General features: G+C 67.7%; 12 protein-coding genes. 7 read left to right on the top strand and 5 right to left on the bottom strand.

Annotated features, from left to right (window positions below; all coding sequences use genetic code 11):
• Window positions 1–22 precede the first annotated feature (22 nt).
• Both ACOGI8_RS09055 and ACOGI8_RS09050 read left to right on the top strand, forming a co-directional pair.
• Window positions 23–787: an electron transfer flavoprotein subunit beta/FixA family protein gene (locus ACOGI8_RS09055; protein WP_419853475.1), complete on the top strand. Its 765-nt coding sequence runs from the start codon at window positions 23–25 to the stop codon at window positions 785–787.
• On the top strand, window positions 784–1,830 hold the full coding sequence (locus ACOGI8_RS09050) for an electron transfer flavoprotein subunit alpha/FixB family protein (RefSeq protein WP_419853474.1): 1,047 nt from the start codon (window positions 784–786) through the stop codon (window positions 1,828–1,830). The genes ACOGI8_RS09055 and ACOGI8_RS09050 overlap by 4 nt, the downstream gene beginning before the upstream one ends.
• On the opposite strand, the gene ACOGI8_RS09045 is transcribed toward ACOGI8_RS09050, so the two are convergent.
• Window positions 1,827–2,582: an IclR family transcriptional regulator gene (locus ACOGI8_RS09045; RefSeq protein WP_419853473.1), complete on the bottom strand. Its 756-nt coding sequence runs from the start codon at window positions 2,580–2,582 to the stop codon at window positions 1,827–1,829. The two genes, ACOGI8_RS09050 and ACOGI8_RS09045, sit on opposite strands and share 4 nt — an antisense overlap.
• A 211-nt stretch (window positions 2,583–2,793) precedes the next feature.
• Between ACOGI8_RS09045 and ACOGI8_RS09040 the strand changes: the two genes are divergently transcribed.
• The 5 genes from ACOGI8_RS09040 to ACOGI8_RS09020 all read left to right on the top strand — a co-directional run bounded on the left by ACOGI8_RS09040 (window position 2,794) and on the right by ACOGI8_RS09020 (window position 9,802).
• A complete protein-coding gene (locus ACOGI8_RS09040; protein WP_419853472.1) occupies window positions 2,794–4,809 on the top strand; it encodes a molybdopterin oxidoreductase family protein in 2,016 nt (671 codons plus the stop codon).
• A complete protein-coding gene (locus ACOGI8_RS09035; RefSeq protein ID WP_419853471.1) occupies window positions 4,802–6,586 on the top strand; it encodes an NADH-ubiquinone oxidoreductase-F iron-sulfur binding region domain-containing protein in 1,785 nt (594 codons plus the stop codon). Before ACOGI8_RS09040 ends, ACOGI8_RS09035 begins: the two co-directional genes overlap by 8 nt.
• A complete protein-coding gene (locus ACOGI8_RS09030) occupies window positions 6,583–7,539 on the top strand; it encodes a 2Fe-2S iron-sulfur cluster-binding protein (RefSeq protein ID WP_419853470.1) in 957 nt (318 codons plus the stop codon). Before ACOGI8_RS09035 ends, ACOGI8_RS09030 begins: the two co-directional genes overlap by 4 nt.
• Before the next feature lie 93 nt (window positions 7,540–7,632).
• Complete coding sequence (locus ACOGI8_RS09025; RefSeq protein WP_419853469.1) at window positions 7,633–8,949, top strand: MFS transporter; 1,317 nt, start codon at window positions 7,633–7,635, stop codon at window positions 8,947–8,949.
• Between the two features lie 28 nt (window positions 8,950–8,977).
• Complete coding sequence (locus tag ACOGI8_RS09020; RefSeq protein WP_419853468.1) at window positions 8,978–9,802, top strand: EamA family transporter; 825 nt, start codon at window positions 8,978–8,980, stop codon at window positions 9,800–9,802.
• A gap of 19 nt (window positions 9,803–9,821) precedes the next feature.
• Here the strand turns inward: ACOGI8_RS09020 and ACOGI8_RS09015 are convergent, their stop codons facing one another.
• The 4 genes from ACOGI8_RS09015 to ACOGI8_RS09000 all read right to left on the bottom strand — a co-directional run bounded on the left by ACOGI8_RS09015 (window position 9,822) and on the right by ACOGI8_RS09000 (window position 15,237).
• A complete protein-coding gene (locus ACOGI8_RS09015) occupies window positions 9,822–11,354 on the bottom strand; it encodes a trimethylamine methyltransferase family protein (protein WP_419853467.1) in 1,533 nt (510 codons plus the stop codon).
• On the bottom strand, window positions 11,351–13,444 hold the full coding sequence (locus ACOGI8_RS09010; protein ID WP_419856389.1) for an ASKHA domain-containing protein: 2,094 nt from the start codon (window positions 13,442–13,444) through the stop codon (window positions 11,351–11,353). Before ACOGI8_RS09010 ends, ACOGI8_RS09015 begins: the two co-directional genes overlap by 4 nt.
• A gap of 111 nt (window positions 13,445–13,555) precedes the next feature.
• The gene (locus ACOGI8_RS09005; protein WP_419853466.1) at window positions 13,556–14,485 is read right to left on the bottom strand and encodes a dihydropteroate synthase; all 930 of its coding nucleotides are present in this window, start codon (window positions 14,483–14,485) and stop codon (window positions 13,556–13,558) included.
• A complete protein-coding gene (locus ACOGI8_RS09000) occupies window positions 14,482–15,237 on the bottom strand; it encodes a DUF1638 domain-containing protein (protein ID WP_419853465.1) in 756 nt (251 codons plus the stop codon). The genes ACOGI8_RS09005 and ACOGI8_RS09000 overlap by 4 nt, the downstream gene beginning before the upstream one ends.
• Window positions 15,238–15,262 lie beyond the last annotated feature (25 nt).

Genomic DNA, 15,262 nt, shown 5'->3' with positions numbered 1-15,262 from the left:
GCCGGTGCGCATCTTGGTGTGCGTGAAGCGAGTGCCTGCTGTCGGCTCGCGCATCAACGTCACCGATGACGGACAGCAGGTAGACACTGCCCACTTGGGCTTCACCACGAGCCCGCATGAGGAATGCGCGGTGGAGGAAGCCGCGCAGATCGTGGAGCGGCTTGACGGCGACGACCATGCGGTCGCGGTGCTCACGCTGGGCCCCGAGGCGTCCACTGAGCAACTGCGCTATGCGGCCAGCGTGGGCGGCAGCGAATTCGCGCTGGTGATCGCAGACGGTGGCCTCGACTGGGATCCCCAGCGCACCGCCGCCGCCATCACCTCCGCTGTGCGGGAACTCGAGGCCGCCGGGGGGCAGTTCGACCTGATCCTGTTCGGCAACGAATCTGCCGACGGGGGCAACTTCCAGGTCGGTATCCGGGTCGCGCACGCACTCGGGAGGCCGATTGTGAACGGCATCAAGGGCATCGACCCCCATGAGCGAGGGTTCACCGCGCGCCGCGAGACCGATGCCGGCTACGAGGTGTACGAGCTCGAGGCGCCCTGCGCGCTCGGTGTCAAGGAAGGCATCAACCTGCCCCGCTACCCGACCATGAAAGGGCGCCTCGCCTCGCGCAAGGCCCAGATCCAGTTGCTCGACTGTGCCGCCGATGCTGACGCCGGCGGGCAGTCGCGGGTTCGGCTGCACCGGCCGCCCGAGCGTGCCAGCACCACGGTGCAACTCGGTGACAGTGCCGCGGCGGCACCCGCCGTGGTGGACCTGCTGGACGAGTTGGGGGTGCTGTGAGCGGCGTCGCCGTCCTGATCGACCACGACCGTGGTGTCCCCTCCGGCGGTGCCCTGGAAGCCCTGACTGCGGCCCGCTCGCTCGCCGCGGACCTGAACGCGGAGCTCGATGCCGTCATCCTGGGCGACAGCGAACTGTTCGATGCGCACGGCGCCGATCTCATTGCCACCTGCGCCGACTACGGCGCCACTGCGGTGCACTGCGGATGCCATTCGTTCCTGGCCGACTACGGACCCGACGCCTGGGGCGCTGCGCTCGCGATATTCGTCGAGGCTGCGGGGCCTGTGGCCGTCGTGGCGGCGGGCACCGATCGTGGTGCCGAGGCCATGGTACAGCTCGCCGCCCGCACCGACCTGCCGCTCGTGGCCAACTGCGTGAACGTGTCTCCAGCAGGCTCTCTGACCGATGCGCCGTCCGGCCCCGCAGGCGGCGATGCGTGGCGCATCACTCGCATCCAGTGGGGCGGCTCGCTGCTCGAGGATGTGACTCTCACCTCGACCCTGCCGCTGCTGACCATTGCGCAGCACTCCATCGAGGCCGAGCCATGCGAAGGCGGTTCCGTCCATACGACCGTTGCCGATTTCGAGCCCGACCTAGGGCCTGAAGTGCAGCAGACCCTGGTCCGCGATCGGGTGACGCTTGCCGAGGGCATCACGCTGTCCACCGCGCCAGTCGTGGTGTCGGGCGGTCGAGGCGTCGGCTCAGCAGACGGGTTCGCCCCGCTCGAAGAACTTGCGGAACTGCTCGGCGGCCGCGTCGGATGCTCGCGAGCGGTCACGAACAACGGCTGGCGCTCGCACGCAGACCAAGTCGGCCAGACGGGCACCCGGATCGCCCCGGAGATCTACATTGCCTGCGGCATATCGGGCGCGATCCAGCATTGGGTCGGCGCCATGGGCTCGAAGAACATTCTGGCGATCAACATCGACCCGGAAGCCAACATGGTCACCAAGGCGGGCTACGCAGTCATTGCCGACCTGCACGAGGTCGTGCCCGCGATCTGCGACGAGATCCGGCGCCGCCGCGACCGTCCGCCCAGCTAGACCGGCAGCGGCGCTCGTCCGGCCAAGTGCTCTGCCAGGTTTGACGCGGCCTCGATGAGCAGAAGGCCGATGTCGTGGGTGCTGTTCGGATCGGGAAAACGGTATGCCGGCCCGTGAACATGCAGCGCCGCCACCACCGCCCCCTCTTCGTTCAATACCGGCGCAGCCACCGAGTTGATCCCGATGGCGAACTCCTCGTACACCCAGACGTATCCGGCGTTGGCAACTTGGCTCAGCCGAGTCTTCAGCGCATCGGCATCGACCATGCTGTTCGCGGTCGTCGCCTCGAGACCGGCGCGCATGTATTCGTCGAGTGCCGCGGTGCCGAGATGGGCCAAGTACACGAGCCCCGAAGGCACCAAGTGCATCGGGCAGTACTCACCGGTCCACGAGCGCACTTGTACTTCCGATTCGGGCTCGACCTGGTCGAGGTAGTACACCGTCCGATCAGCACGAACGCTCACGCCGGCTGTCTCGCCGACCTGGTTGACCAGGCTGTGCAGGTGCGGGCGCGCCGCGGCCAGCAGACTCCGATCTGCACCAGCAGCTCCGATGATGTCGATGAGTCCCTGTCCGAGCCGATAGTCGCCGCCTGCGTCGTCCTGGACGACGGCGTCGACTGCTTCGAGCGATGTCAGCAGCCGGGCCACCGTGCTCTTGGGCAGCCCGACGTGATCGGCAACGTCGGTGACACCCTGCGGACCCACGGCCAATGCCCGCAGGACAGCGAACGCGCGAGAGATCGACTGCACCGGCTCCACGGTAGCCCGCGGGCAGCATGGACCTGTCGGTTGACGGTATTTTTGTGCCGTATTGTGGAACTGTTCTGCTCTACGGAACGCCACACTGCCGATACGGGGCAGCGAATCTGTAGTCAGGGTAAAACTGTTGTAGTCACGGTAAAGGGTCCGGGGACAGCGTAGAATTCTGGACCACGGCACTCAGGCGTATCGGGGAGGGGCGATGCCGCGGGGGAACAGTGCACGATCGGGGGGGCGCCAAGCACCTCTCGCGCGACTCGACACGCCTCTCGTACGCGACGGCGGCGTCCTGCGCCCTGCGAGCTGGGACGATGCACTCGACCGTGCTGCATCGGGGCTGCGGGCGGCCACTCAGCAGCACGGCGCCGGCGGCGTCGGCATGTTCTCGTGCTCGAAGAGCACGAATGAGATGAACTACGCAGCCCAGAAGTTCATGCGGACGGTGCTGAAGTCCAACAACATCGATTCCTGTAACCGCACCTGACACGCTCCGTCGGTCGTCGGTCTGGCGACAGTGTTCGGACTCGGGGGCGGAACGTGCTCGTACCAGGAAATCACCGAGACTGACGTCATCCTGCTGTGGGGATCGAATGCCCGTGAGGCCCACCCGATCTTCTTCCATCACCTGCTGCGCGGCCTCGACAGCGGCGCTGCCATGTACGCAGTGGATCCCCGCCGAACCTCCTCGGCCGAGTTTGCCGACGTGTGGCTCGGCCTCGACGTGGGCACAGACATCGCGCTGTCCAACACGGTGGCTCGCGAGATCATCGCCCGCCGAATGCACAACCAGTCCTTCATCGATCATGCGACGACGGGGTTCGATGCCTACGCAGCATCGGTAGAGCCGTTCACGCTCCCCGAGGGCGAGCGGCTGACCGGCGTGCCGGCAGAGGCCATCGCGGAGATGGCCCACCGTTATGCCACGGCCGACCGAGCGCAGATCTTGTGGACGCTGGGCATCACCGAGCACCACACGGCGGTTGAGAACGTGCTCTCGCTGTGCAACTTGGCGCTGCTGACCGGCCATGTCGGTCGGCGCGGCTCGGGCCTGGTGCCCCTGCGAGGCCAGAACAACGTGCAGGGCGGCGGCGACATGGGTGCTCTGCCCGATCGACTGCCCGGGTTCCAGCTCCTCACTGACCCCGAGGTCCGGGCTCGCTACGAGAGCACATGGGGTTGTGAGCTGAATCCCGTCCCGGGAAAGCACCTCACCGCGATGTTCGACGCCATGGAAGATGGCGAGCTGCGGGCCCTCTACGTCATCGGGGAGAATCCGGCCGATTCCGAAGCCAACGTGGCGCACGCACGCAAGCTGCTCGAAGGGCTGGATCTGCTGGTCGTTCAGGACATCTCGCTGACGCGTACCGCACGGATGGCTGACGTGGTGCTGCCCGCGGCAGCGGGTTGGTCCTCCAGCGAGGGAACAGTCACCTCCTCCGAACGACGTGTCCAGCGGGTGCGTGCCGCGGTGCCTCCCCAGGGTGACGCACGCGACGATGTGCACATCATCAGCGAGTTGGCATCGCACATGGGCGTGCAGTGGACGGCCACGTCCGCGCAGGAGTTGTGGGACGAGATGCGATCGCTGTCGCCGCTGCATGGCGGCATGAGCTGGGAGCGTCTCGAGGCGAGCGGCGGCCTGCAGTGGCCCTGTCCCCACGACGACCATCCCGGCACAGAGTTCCTGCACGGCTGGCTCTGGGAGCCCGGCCTCGACGGTCATGCGCCGGCACCGTTCTCGACCGTCATCCATCGTCCTCCTGCGGAGGCACTGAGCGAGCAGTTCCCGTTGCGCCTGACCACCGGCCGGGTGCTCGACTCCTACAACACGGGCGCGCAGTCCGCCGGCTACTCCTCGCCGATCCGCTCCGGTGACGCCATCGAGATCAGCCCTGCCGACGCAGCAGACCTCAGAATTGTCGAAGGCGACATTGTGCGTGTGAGCTCGCCACGGGGTTCGGTCGATATGCGCGTGCATGTGACCGATCGCCTTCCCACAGGCCTGGTTTTCACGACGTTCCATTTTCCGGAGTTGGTGGATGCGAACCTGCTGACGAACGACGCCTGGGATATCCGCAGCGGCACGGCGGAATTCAAAGCCGCGGCCGTTCGCATCGACCCGCTGCCGCCTGCCACGGCCGCGGCTGGCGGTACATTCGGCACAGCCGTCGCCGGCCGCGCATCTGGCACCGCAGCGGCAGGTGGCGCTGGTGGCTGACCTGCACTTCTCCGATGCGGAGCCCACCGCATCGGAGCGACGAGCGGTGCTGGCTGCACTCAGCGTCGACGAGGCCAGCGACGGTGCCGTTGTGATCTCGCATCCGCGTGTTGTGCGCGCAGGGATGCAGCGGCGCAAGCAGATGCGGCACCTGTTACTGCCCGCGCTGCACGCTCTCCAGCGCGAGGCCGGGTGGATCTCGCCGGGCGGCCTCAACTTCGTCGGCCGGACGCTGGGCGTGCCACCGGCAGAGGCCTACGGCGTGGCCACGTTCTACGAGATGTTCCGCACCGAAGCCCCCGCCCATGAGCTCAGCGTTCGTCATGTCTGCGTCGATCCCATCTGCGCGCTGGCCGGTGCGGCACCGCTGGCGGAGCACCTGCGCTCACAGGGCCATGCCGTGCACGAGGGTCCCTGCCTCGGGCAGTGCGAACGGGCGCCGGCGGTCTTCATCCAGGGTCGCCGCGAGCCCGACCGCGTCCCCGCAGACGGCAGCGGTCCGGATTCGCTGCTCATCAGCGTCACGGCGTCAGCGCCTGAGGCGCCCAGCCTGCTGCGACAGATGATCGGACGGGATCCCGACCACAGCGAGAGCATGTCGATGGAGGCGTACCGGGAACGAGGCGGGGGAGCAGCCCTTGACACTGCACTGCGCCTGGGAACCGACGAAGTCATCTCCCAGGTGACCGCAGCGGGGCTGTCGGGGCGCGGCGGGGCCGCTTTTCCCACCGGCATCAAGTGGCGAGCGGTGGCCGATGGCGAAGGCCCCAAGCACGTCGTCGCCAACATCGACGAATCCGAGCCCGGAACATTCAAAGACCGGCTGCTCTGCGAGCTGGAACCCTTGGCCATCATCGAGTCCATCACTGTTGCCGGCCTGACCGTGGGCGCTGAACACGGCTGGATCTACATACGCGGTGAATACCCACTGGCCACCCAACGCCTCCAGCACGCCATCGCGCAGGCCCACAGCGCCGGCTGGCTCGGCGATGACGCAGCCGGGTCCGGGCAACCGTTCGACATCGAGCTGCGCAGGGGAGCGGGCGCCTATATCTGCGGTGAAGAGACGGCCCTGTTCAACTCGCTCGAGGGCTTCCGGGGAGAGCCCCGCAATAAGCCGCCATTCCCCACGACCCATGGGCTGTTCGGCCGCCCCACGGTGGTGAACAACCCTGAGACACTGCTCAACGTGAATGAGATCCTGCGCATCGGTCCTGAGGCGTACCGCAGCGTGGGAACCGACGGCTCGCCGGGCACGAAGCTGTTTTGCCTCTCCGGTCACGTCGGCCGGCCAGGGCTGTACGAAGCTCCCTTCGGGATGCCGCTTGGCGAACTGCTGGGGCTGGCCGGGGGAGTGCAGGGCACGCTGGCCGCAGTGCTGCTGGGCGGTGCTGCCGGCAGCTTCGTCGGACCCGACGCCGGAGGGCTGCAGCTCTCCCTGGAGGACACACGGGCTGCGGGCACGACGCTCGGCTCAGGCCCGGTGATGGTCTTCAACGAGACGGCCGACATGAGCGCCGTGGTCGAGCGACTGGCCAAGTTCTTCCGCGACGAGTCGTGCGGCCAGTGCGTTCCCTGCCGCGTGGGCACGGTCCGCCAGCACGAGCTGGTGACGCAGATCCGTCGCACAGGACGGTCGACGGAACCTCAGCGTGAGCTGCTCGGAGACATCGCAGATGCCATGGGCGACGCTTCCATCTGCGGGCTCGGCCATACGGCAGCCTCGGCGGTGCTCTCCGCCATGCGGCTGGGTCTGCTAGGAGACGAGCAACTATGAGTTCTGGCAATGGCAGCAGTGACCGGCAGGTGACGCTGAGCATCGACGGACGCGAAGTGACGGTGCCCGAGGGGGAGACGATCCTGGCGGCCTGCACGGCAGCCGACGTCGACACGCCCACCATCTGCTGGGCGCCCAACCTCACGCCGGTGAACGTCTGCCGTGTCTGCGTCGTGGAGCTCGAAGGGTCTCGCACCCTCGTGCCGGCGTGCTCACGACCGGCTGAGGCGGGGATGCAGATCAGCACCGATTCCGAACGAGTGCGCCACAGCCGGCGCATGGTGCTGGAGTTCCTCGGCTCGGCGAATGACCTCTCACAGGCGTCAGAGATTGCCGACTGGTCACGAATCTATGGCGCCGATCCTGCCCGTTACGAGGGCTCGGGCATCCGAGGCGACTCCGGCAGCTCGGCGGACGACGGCGGCGGTGATCTGCCCTTGCGCCCCGAGCCCGAGCGTGTCGACGAACCTGTGCGCATCCAGGACGATCTGTACATCCGTGCGTACGACCGCTGCGTGCTCTGCTACAAGTGCGTCGAGGCCTGCGGCGACGATGCCCAGCACACCTTCGCCATCGCAGTGGCAGGACGCGGATTCGATGCCCGCATACGCACCGAGTACGACGTCGAGCTCCCCGACAGCGCCTGCGTGTACTGCGGCAACTGCGTGGCGGTGTGCCCCACCGGCGCCTTGCAGTTCCGTACCGAGTTCGACTTGCGCGCCGTGGGGGAGTGGCGACCTGACGATCAGAGCGTCACCCGCACGGTGTGCTCCTACTGCGGTGTGGGCTGCAATCTCGAACTGCATGTGCAGGACGAGCGCATCGTGAAAGTTACGTCGCCTGCCGATCACTCGGTGACCAGCGGCCATCTGTGCATCAAGGGCCGGTTCGGCTGGCAATACGTGCACGCTCCAGCGTTCGAGCCCCCCACAACATCGGCAGCGGAGCACTAGCCGCAGGTGTCGGCGCAGACGCCAGCACCTGAACCGACCCCGACCTCCGAGGACGGAGCAACGAGCACTGCACGCCAGACACGGCGAGCACGGGTGCGGCGGCGTGCACGCACATTGGCCGCCGAGCAGCAGCAACAGCAGCAGTCGAGCGACGTCGATCAGGCCGCACCGGTCGTCGGCGGTCCGGCGCTTGCCGGCCGATTCAGCCGGAGCGCAGCGCTGTTCGGCGGCATCACGCTGCTCATGGCCGGCCATGGGCTCCAGAACACGCTGCTGGGCGTGCGGGCCGAAAGCGAAGGCTTCAGCTCGACAGTGGCTGGGCTGGTGATGGCCATGAACTTTGCCGGCTTCCTGGTGGGCGCTGCGCTGGCGCCGCGGCTGCTGCGTCAAGTGGGTCATGTGCGCGTCTTCGCCGCACTCGCCTCGCTGGGCAGCAGCGTCACGCTGGTGCAGGCCGTATTCGTGACCCCGTTGGTCTGGGGCGCATGCCGGCTGGTGTGGGGCATGTGCCTCGCAGCGCTGGTGGTGGTAGCCGAGACATGGCTGAACGAGCTGGCCACCAACCGCAACCGCGGTCAGATGATCGCTACCTACATGGTCGTCACCATGGGCTCGATCGCGACCGGCCAATTCCTGGTCACCACAGCCGACGTGAACGGTTTCACCTTGTTCGCCGTCTCCTCGGTGCTGGTGTCGCTGGCACTGGTTCCGATGTCACTGTCGGCTTCGGCCAACCCGCCAGTGGTCGTGCCCGAGCCGCTCAGCCTGAGGGCGATGCTGCAAACAGCGCCGACCGGGGTGATCGTGGCATTCCTGGTCGGCGGAGCGCTGGGCTCCATCTCGGGTCTCGGAGCGGTGTACGCCGCCAACCGGGGGCTCACGCCCTTCGAGGTCGCGCTGTTCGTGGGTGCGCCGATGATCGGCAGCCTGTTCGGGCAGATCCCGCTTGGCCGCCTGTCCGACAGCGTGCCTCGGCGCGTGGTGATCCTGCTGGCTGCGCTTGCGGCGGCATCGGGCTGCCTGGCGATGCTCGCACTCGACGAGCGCACAGTTGCAGGCCTCGCAGTGATGGCTCTGATGGGAGCATTCGCCTACCCCATCTACTCCATGGCCGTGGCGCAGACCAACGACTGGCTGCGAGATGAGCAGCGAGCCAGCGCCAGCGCCGTGCTCGTGCGCATGAACGGCGTCGGTGCCCTGATCGGGCCGACGGTGGCCGCGCTCGCGATGTCGGTGACGCTGAATGCGTTCTACCTCGTGATGGCCGCAGCGCATGTGCTGATCGCGCTGCTCGTGACGGCACGCATCGTCCTGGTGGCTGGACCGAGCGTCGATGCTCAAGGCAACTTCCTGCCCATTCCTGCTCGAGCCTCAGCGGCCGTGGCGGCCCTGCTGAGACTCCGCAGATGAAGCCTCGTTTGCGCGCAAGGGCCTGCTGATGGGAGCGCTGTTCGGTCTGCTCACGTCATTGAGTATCGGCACCAGCGACCTGTTCGGGCGCCGGGTGGTGACCCGCTGTCACGTTCTGTCAGCGATGATCGTGTTCCAGGGCGCCGCAGCGCTCGTATCGCTCGGGATCCTGCCGTTCATTCCGAGTGCGTTCGCTGGCGACGACTTCACGCGCGGCTTGGTGTCGGGCCTCGGGCTGGGCGCTGGCCTGGCGCTGTACTACACGTCGCTCGACCGGGCTGGCTCTGCGATCGCTGCACCCATCGTGGCGACGCTGTCCGCCGTCATCCCGTTCGCCTACACAGCACTGCGAGGCCACGATCCGCCGCTCATCGGCATCATCGGTGCCGCCGTCGCCTTCGGAGGGCTCGGCCTGGTGACAGCAGGAGGCACTCGGGGCAAACACGTCGGGGCCGGAACGGTCTGGGCAACGCTGTCCGGCCTCGGGTACGGGGTAGGGCTCAGCGTGCTGGTCGACCTGTCCGAAAGCTCGGGGGCTTGGCCTGGGTTCGGCCAGCGGCTGACCTCAGTGGGGCTCATGGCCGCTGTGGTCGCGCTGCGGGGTCTCCCGGCGCTGCCCCCGCCCGACGTGATGGGCTTCGCATTGCTGACGGGTGTCGCCAGTGCTGCGGCGACGATCTTCTACATCGTCGGCATTTGGTTCGACCCGCCCACGACCGTGGTAGGGGCGTCGATGTTCCCGGTGATGAGCGTCATCGTCGGCAGGGTCGCCTACCAGGATTCCCTCAACGCACGCCAATCCATCGGCATCGTGGCTGCTGTTGCTGGCGTCACCGCCGTCGTCGCCGCCTAAGTGACTGAGCGCATGGGCGCTAGACGATGGCGTCTGGCTCTTCAGCTTTACGGCGAGCGATGTAGTCGCGCAGCTCGGCATCGATCGCATCGTCGATGGGCGGCGGCTCGTAGTCGGCGAGCATCTGCTTCATCAGCCGGTTGGCTCGCTGGGCCGCATCGAGCGAGCCCTCATCGGACCATTGCTCGAAGCTGTTGTTGTCGGCGATGGACGATTGGTAGAAGGCGGTCTCGAAATTGGCCAGCGTGTGCGGATGGCCCAGGAAGTGGTCGCCGTGGGGGTTCGTCGTGAACGCCTCGACCGCCTGGCCGTTGTCGGACATGTCCACGCCCCGGGCGTACACCTCCATCATCCCGAGCTGGTCCGCATCCATCAGCAGCTTCTCGTAGCTCAACGTCAAGCCGCCTTCGAGCCAGCCCGCTGCGTGCAGCACGAAGTTCACCCCCGCAGCGATCGTCGGCAGCAGCGTGGATGCCGATTCGTAGGCCGCTTGAGCATCGGGTGCCTTGGACGACGTGAACTGCCCACCCGAGCGGAACGGCACCCCAACACGCCGTGCCAGCTCAGCCATGACATAGATCGCCAGACCTGCCTCGGGCGTGCCGAACGTCGGCGCACCGGTGGCCATCGACATCGACGACGCGAACGTGCCGAAGATCACCGGTGCCCCTGGCCGCACGAGCTGGCAGAACGCCATCCCCGACAGCGCCTCTGCCAGCGCCTGGGCGGCCAACGCCGCCACCGTGACCGGCGACATGGCGCCGGCCAGGATGAACGGCGAGATCACGCATGCCTGGTTGTGCTGCGCGTACACCTCGGCTGCGCCCAGCATGGTGGCGTCCCAGCGCAGCGGCGACGATGCGTTGATGAGGCTCGTCAGTACGGTGCGATCGCTCAGATCGCCGCCGAAGGCGATGCGGCAGAGTTCCACCGAATCGGCTGCGCGCCGGGCTGCCGTCACTGAGCCCATCAGCGGCTTGTCGCTGTAGCGCAGGTGCGCGTACACCATGTCGAGGTGGCGCTTGTTGACCGGGACGTCCACCGGCTCGCAAACCGTGCCGCCGCTGTGGTGAAGGTGGGGGAGCATCCAGGTCAGCTTCACTACCCTCTCGAAGTCGCCGAGGGTGGCATACCGGCGTCCGGCATCGAGGTCAGTGACGAACGGCGAGCCGTAGTTGGGGGCGAACACGGTGGCGTCACCGCCGATCGGCACCGACCGAGCCGGGTTACGGGCGTGCTGGACATAGGTGGCCGGCGCGGTGGCCTGAACGAGCTCGCGGCACATGCCGCGCGGGAACCGGACCATCTCACCGTCGACCTCTGCGCCGGCGTCACGCCAGAGCTCGAGCGCCCGGGGGAAGTCTTGGAAGGCGACCCCCACCTCGGACAGGATCGTCTCGGCGTTCTCCTCGATCTGGGCCAGGCCCTCGGCGTCGAGCACGTTCACCGGCGGCAGCCTCCGCTGCACGTGGGTGTTGAATGCCACGTCGGCTGCCGTTCGCTGGGCCTGGCGGGCCGCTCGACCGCCTCCTCGCCGTCGTCGCTCGCTCATGCTTCCTCGCTCATCGGGACCGCTCGCCGTCGTCTCGTGCGGTGGTCGGGACTCGCAGTTCTACGGGATGGGCGGGGCAGGTCCACCGCCATCGCGAGCAGCGGGCTGGATGCGGTGGCATGGGGGAGTGCCATGGCTGCCACGAAGAGCTCCTGAAACCTCGGCTCGGTGGCAGTCTCGATCTTGCGGATGCTGCGGACCACTCGCTCCATCTCGGCCCGCTGGCTCCCTGACAGCAGCGCACGCACAGCGCCGGTGCCTGCTGCGTTGCCGACCGACCGCACCTCGTCCGGGTCGCAGTCGCCGATGAGTCCGAGCACCATCGCCCGTACCGGATCGATGTGCGCCCCGAAGGCTCCAGCGAGCAGCACACGATCGGGGGCCTCGATGCCAGCGTGCTCGCACAGCAGGTCGATGCCGGCGCGCAGCGCCGCTTTCGCCAGCTGGATGGCTCGCACATCGTTCTGGGTGATGGTGATGGTCGGTCCGGCGGCACCGTCGGGAGGTTCGTACAGCACGAATGACGATGTCCGGCCATCGGAGATCACACGAGGCGCCCGCTCGCCCTCACCCGGCGGCGCTGCGATGACGCCATCGGCCGAGAGCACCCCGGCGAGGTACATCTCGGCGATGACCTCGATGATTCCGGAGCCGCAGATTCCCGTGACGCCTGCTGCCGCGCTGCGAGCGCCTACGGCGACTCGCCGTTCGACTGCTTCTGCGAAGCCGGGCTCATCGGACCACAGGTCGCAGCCGATGACACGCACCCGGGGAGCCCAGGTTGCCGGATCGATGCGCACGCGCTCGATCGCTCCGGGCGTTGCGCGCTGACCGCAGCTGATCTGCGCGCCCTCGAATGCGGGCCCGGTCGGGCTGGACGCTGCCCACAGGCCATCCGAGTTGCCCAGCACGATCTCGGCATTGGTGCCCACGTCCACGAGGAGGGTGACGGTGTCGTCGCGATGCGGTCCTCCGGCAAGCACTGCCGCCGCAGTGTCCGCGCCCACATGACCGGCGATCGCGGGCGCGACGTAGACGCGAGCCGATGGGCACGGCAGGCCCATCTCGGGCCCGTCAACCTCGACGGCCGCATCGGTCGCCAGAGTGAACGGCGCCTGTCCGAGCGGGGTCGGGTCGATGCCGAGCGCGATGTGCATCATGATCGGGTTGCCGACCAGCACCACCTCCAGCACGGCGTCCGGCTCGGCACCGGCGTCGGAGCACAGCTCGGTGATCAGCGCTGCGAGCGAGTCTCGGACGAGCGCGGTGAGTTCCCGAGCGCCGCCGGCGTTCATCATCACGTAGGAGACCCGACTCATCAGGTCCTCGCCGAGGCGAATCTGCGGGTTCATACGGCCAGCCGAAGACAGCACCTCACCGCTGTGAAGGTCGGTCAGGTGGCCCGCAATCGTGGTCGAACCGATGTCGATTGCAACGCCGAGCGCCGCTGTCGCGACGCCAGGCCATACCGCCGTCACCATGCCGGTGCGTTTGCGGGGCTCTGGTCCGCTCCAGCGAACGGCAACCGTCACCAGCCGACCGCCGGCGTCGTCGGGGAAGCCGGCGGCGACCGACGCGTGGAGCCCCGCGAGTGCCCCCGGCAAGATGCCGGCCAGGTGAACGCCCCATTCATCGGCCACGCAGTCGATGACGACTTCGGCAAGTCCGCGGCGCTCGTCCAGCGTCGGCGGCGGCACGGTCACCGCATGCAGCGTCGCCAGTGGGTCGAGGGCGATGTCGCCGACGTCGACGGTTTTGCGTACCACCGGTCCGTGCAGCTGGCTCTCAGGCGGCACATCCACCACCACATCGGCCTGCACACGCGCCTGGCAACCCAGCCGTGCGCCCGGACCCAGCGGGCGTCGGCCTTCGTATGCGGCTTCGACGGCACCCAGCGAGCTCAGCGCTTCGGGGCCGGCAGTGATGGCCCACTTGGGAAAGGAACCCACTGACGGCACGACCTGGCAGCGGCCGCAGATGCCGCGCCCGCCGCACACGCTGTCGAGATCGACGCCCAGTTCCCGAGCGGCATCCAGCACAGTGGTACCGGCGCTTACCGCGCCATTGCGACCAGATGGCGTGAACACCACCCTGCAGTCGGCGGCCTGAACTCCGAGTCCCTCGCTGGTGGCTTCGCCTGAAAGGTCAGTCTGCGACACGGCGTCGGCAGTCGGCAGTGCATCCGGCGGCACGGGAACCCGTTAGCCGGTGCGAGCGCGACGTCCGCCCCGTCGGCGGGGACGATCGCCGGACCCTGCGCTGGCAGCACTGTCGGCCCCCATTGCGCTGCGGTCGCGGTGCTCGGAGATCCACGCCGCACAGTTCTCGTCGTTGCCAGCGAGGACATCGCCAGCCATGACTGCTGCCTTCACATCGGCGTGGAGCGGGTTCATGATGGCCGATGTCATCCCGGCGCCGATCGCCATAGCCAGGAAGGTGCCGGTGATGATGTGCCGGTTGGGCAGCCCGAAGCTCACATTGGAGGCCCCGCACGTCGTGTTCACGCCCAGTTCGTCACGCAGCCGGCGCACCAGATGGAATACCTGCCGTCCTGCCGTGGCCATGGCGCCTATCGGCATCACGAGCGGATCCACCACCACGTCTGCCGTGGGAATGCCGTAGTCGGCTGCTGCGCTCACAATCCGCTTCGCCACGTCGAAGCGGACATCAGGGTCCTCGCTGATGCCGGTCTCGTCGTTGGAGATGGCGACCACTGCCGCCCCGGCCCGCGCCACCAGCGGGAGCACCCGCTCCATCACCTCCGGCTCTCCGGTCACCGAGTTGATGAGGGGCTTGCCCACGTAGGCGTCCACGCCGGCTTCGAGCGCCTCGATGATCGACGAGTCGATGCTGAGCGGAACGTCGGTGACCGACTGCACCAGCTTCACCGCCGAAGCGAGCAGTGCAGGCTCGTCGACGAGCGGTACGCCGGCATTGACATCGAGCATGTGGGCGCCGGCCGTCACCTGGGCGAGTGCGTCTGCTTCGACCCGGCTGAAGTCGCCTTCCTTCATCTCCTCAGCAAGCAGCTTGCGACCGGTGGGATTGATGCGCTCGCCGATCATCACGAACGGCCGGCCGAAGCCGATCACCACCTCACGCGTGGCGGAGCTGATAACGGTGTCGGTCACGCGGGCACCTGGTGCTCGTCGTTGTGTCTTGGCGCAGCGAGCTCGGAATGCACTGTGTTGCGCCTCGGCGCAGCGACGCTGGTCAGCGTGGTCTCGAGATCGCCGTAGCCCGTCTCGACGATGTCGAGTGGCAGGCCGAGGCGTTCGGCCCCGGCGCGTGCGCACGCCTCGACGCGTGCGCGCTGCGAGCCATCCGGCGTCTGAGTCAGCAGCACCACCCGGCGGTAGTTGCCGAAGTAGAGCTCTGCGAGCTCGGGATGATCGGCAATGCCTAGGCCCTTCCAGACCAGCAGGTCGAAGTGACGGGCGAGATAGTCAGTGAGGTAGAACGTCGCCGGTTCGGCTTCGGACATCTCGTCAAATCGCGGGGCGGTGGCAAAGAACTCGTAGCAATGGGCACCGGGCACCCGGGTCATCGAGGGCCCGTTGCCCGCGGCATGAGCGCGCTCGAACTCGGCACACAGGTCGTCGATGGCCCCGGCACTGCCGCAGTCTCCATAGCCGAGGAGTACCTGTTCGTAGGTTCGACCCTGCTGCGCGAGCCGGTCCAGCCGCGCGCGCACCTCCGGCGCGATGAGCGCAGGACGGTTATGCAGCTTCGCCGGCAGGCACTCCACGTCGATGTGCTCCAGGCCTCCGGTGCCGACGATCGCCTGCAGCTCGTTGGCGAGTGCGCCGCAGCCAAGCACCAGCACGCGGCGCGACGGGCCCTCGGCTGGAGCGGCGGCAGGCCGCGACGCGCGCCGTGCCATGGTCGGTTTCGCTGCTGCTTCGGCT

Source organism: Candidatus Poriferisodalis sp., assembly GCF_965204195.1.
Taxonomy (GTDB): domain Bacteria; phylum Actinomycetota; class Acidimicrobiia; order Acidimicrobiales; family Poriferisodalaceae; genus Poriferisodalis.
Note: the sequence above shows the minus strand (reverse complement) of the source record. Positions and strands in the feature narration are given on the sequence as shown.

Coding starts and splice junctions, on each gene's coding strand:
- ACOGI8_RS09030 (WP_419853470.1), top strand. CDS start 6,583: ATGAGTTCTGGCAATGGCAGCAGTGACCGGCAGGTGACGCTGAGCATC.
- ACOGI8_RS09020 (WP_419853468.1), top strand. CDS start 8,978: ATGGGAGCGCTGTTCGGTCTGCTCACGTCATTGAGTATCGGCACCAGC.
- ACOGI8_RS09000 (WP_419853465.1), bottom strand. CDS start 15,237: ATGGCACGGCGCGCGTCGCGGCCTGCCGCCGCTCCAGCCGAGGGCCCG.
- ACOGI8_RS09015 (WP_419853467.1), bottom strand. CDS start 11,354: ATGAGCGAGCGACGACGGCGAGGAGGCGGTCGAGCGGCCCGCCAGGCC.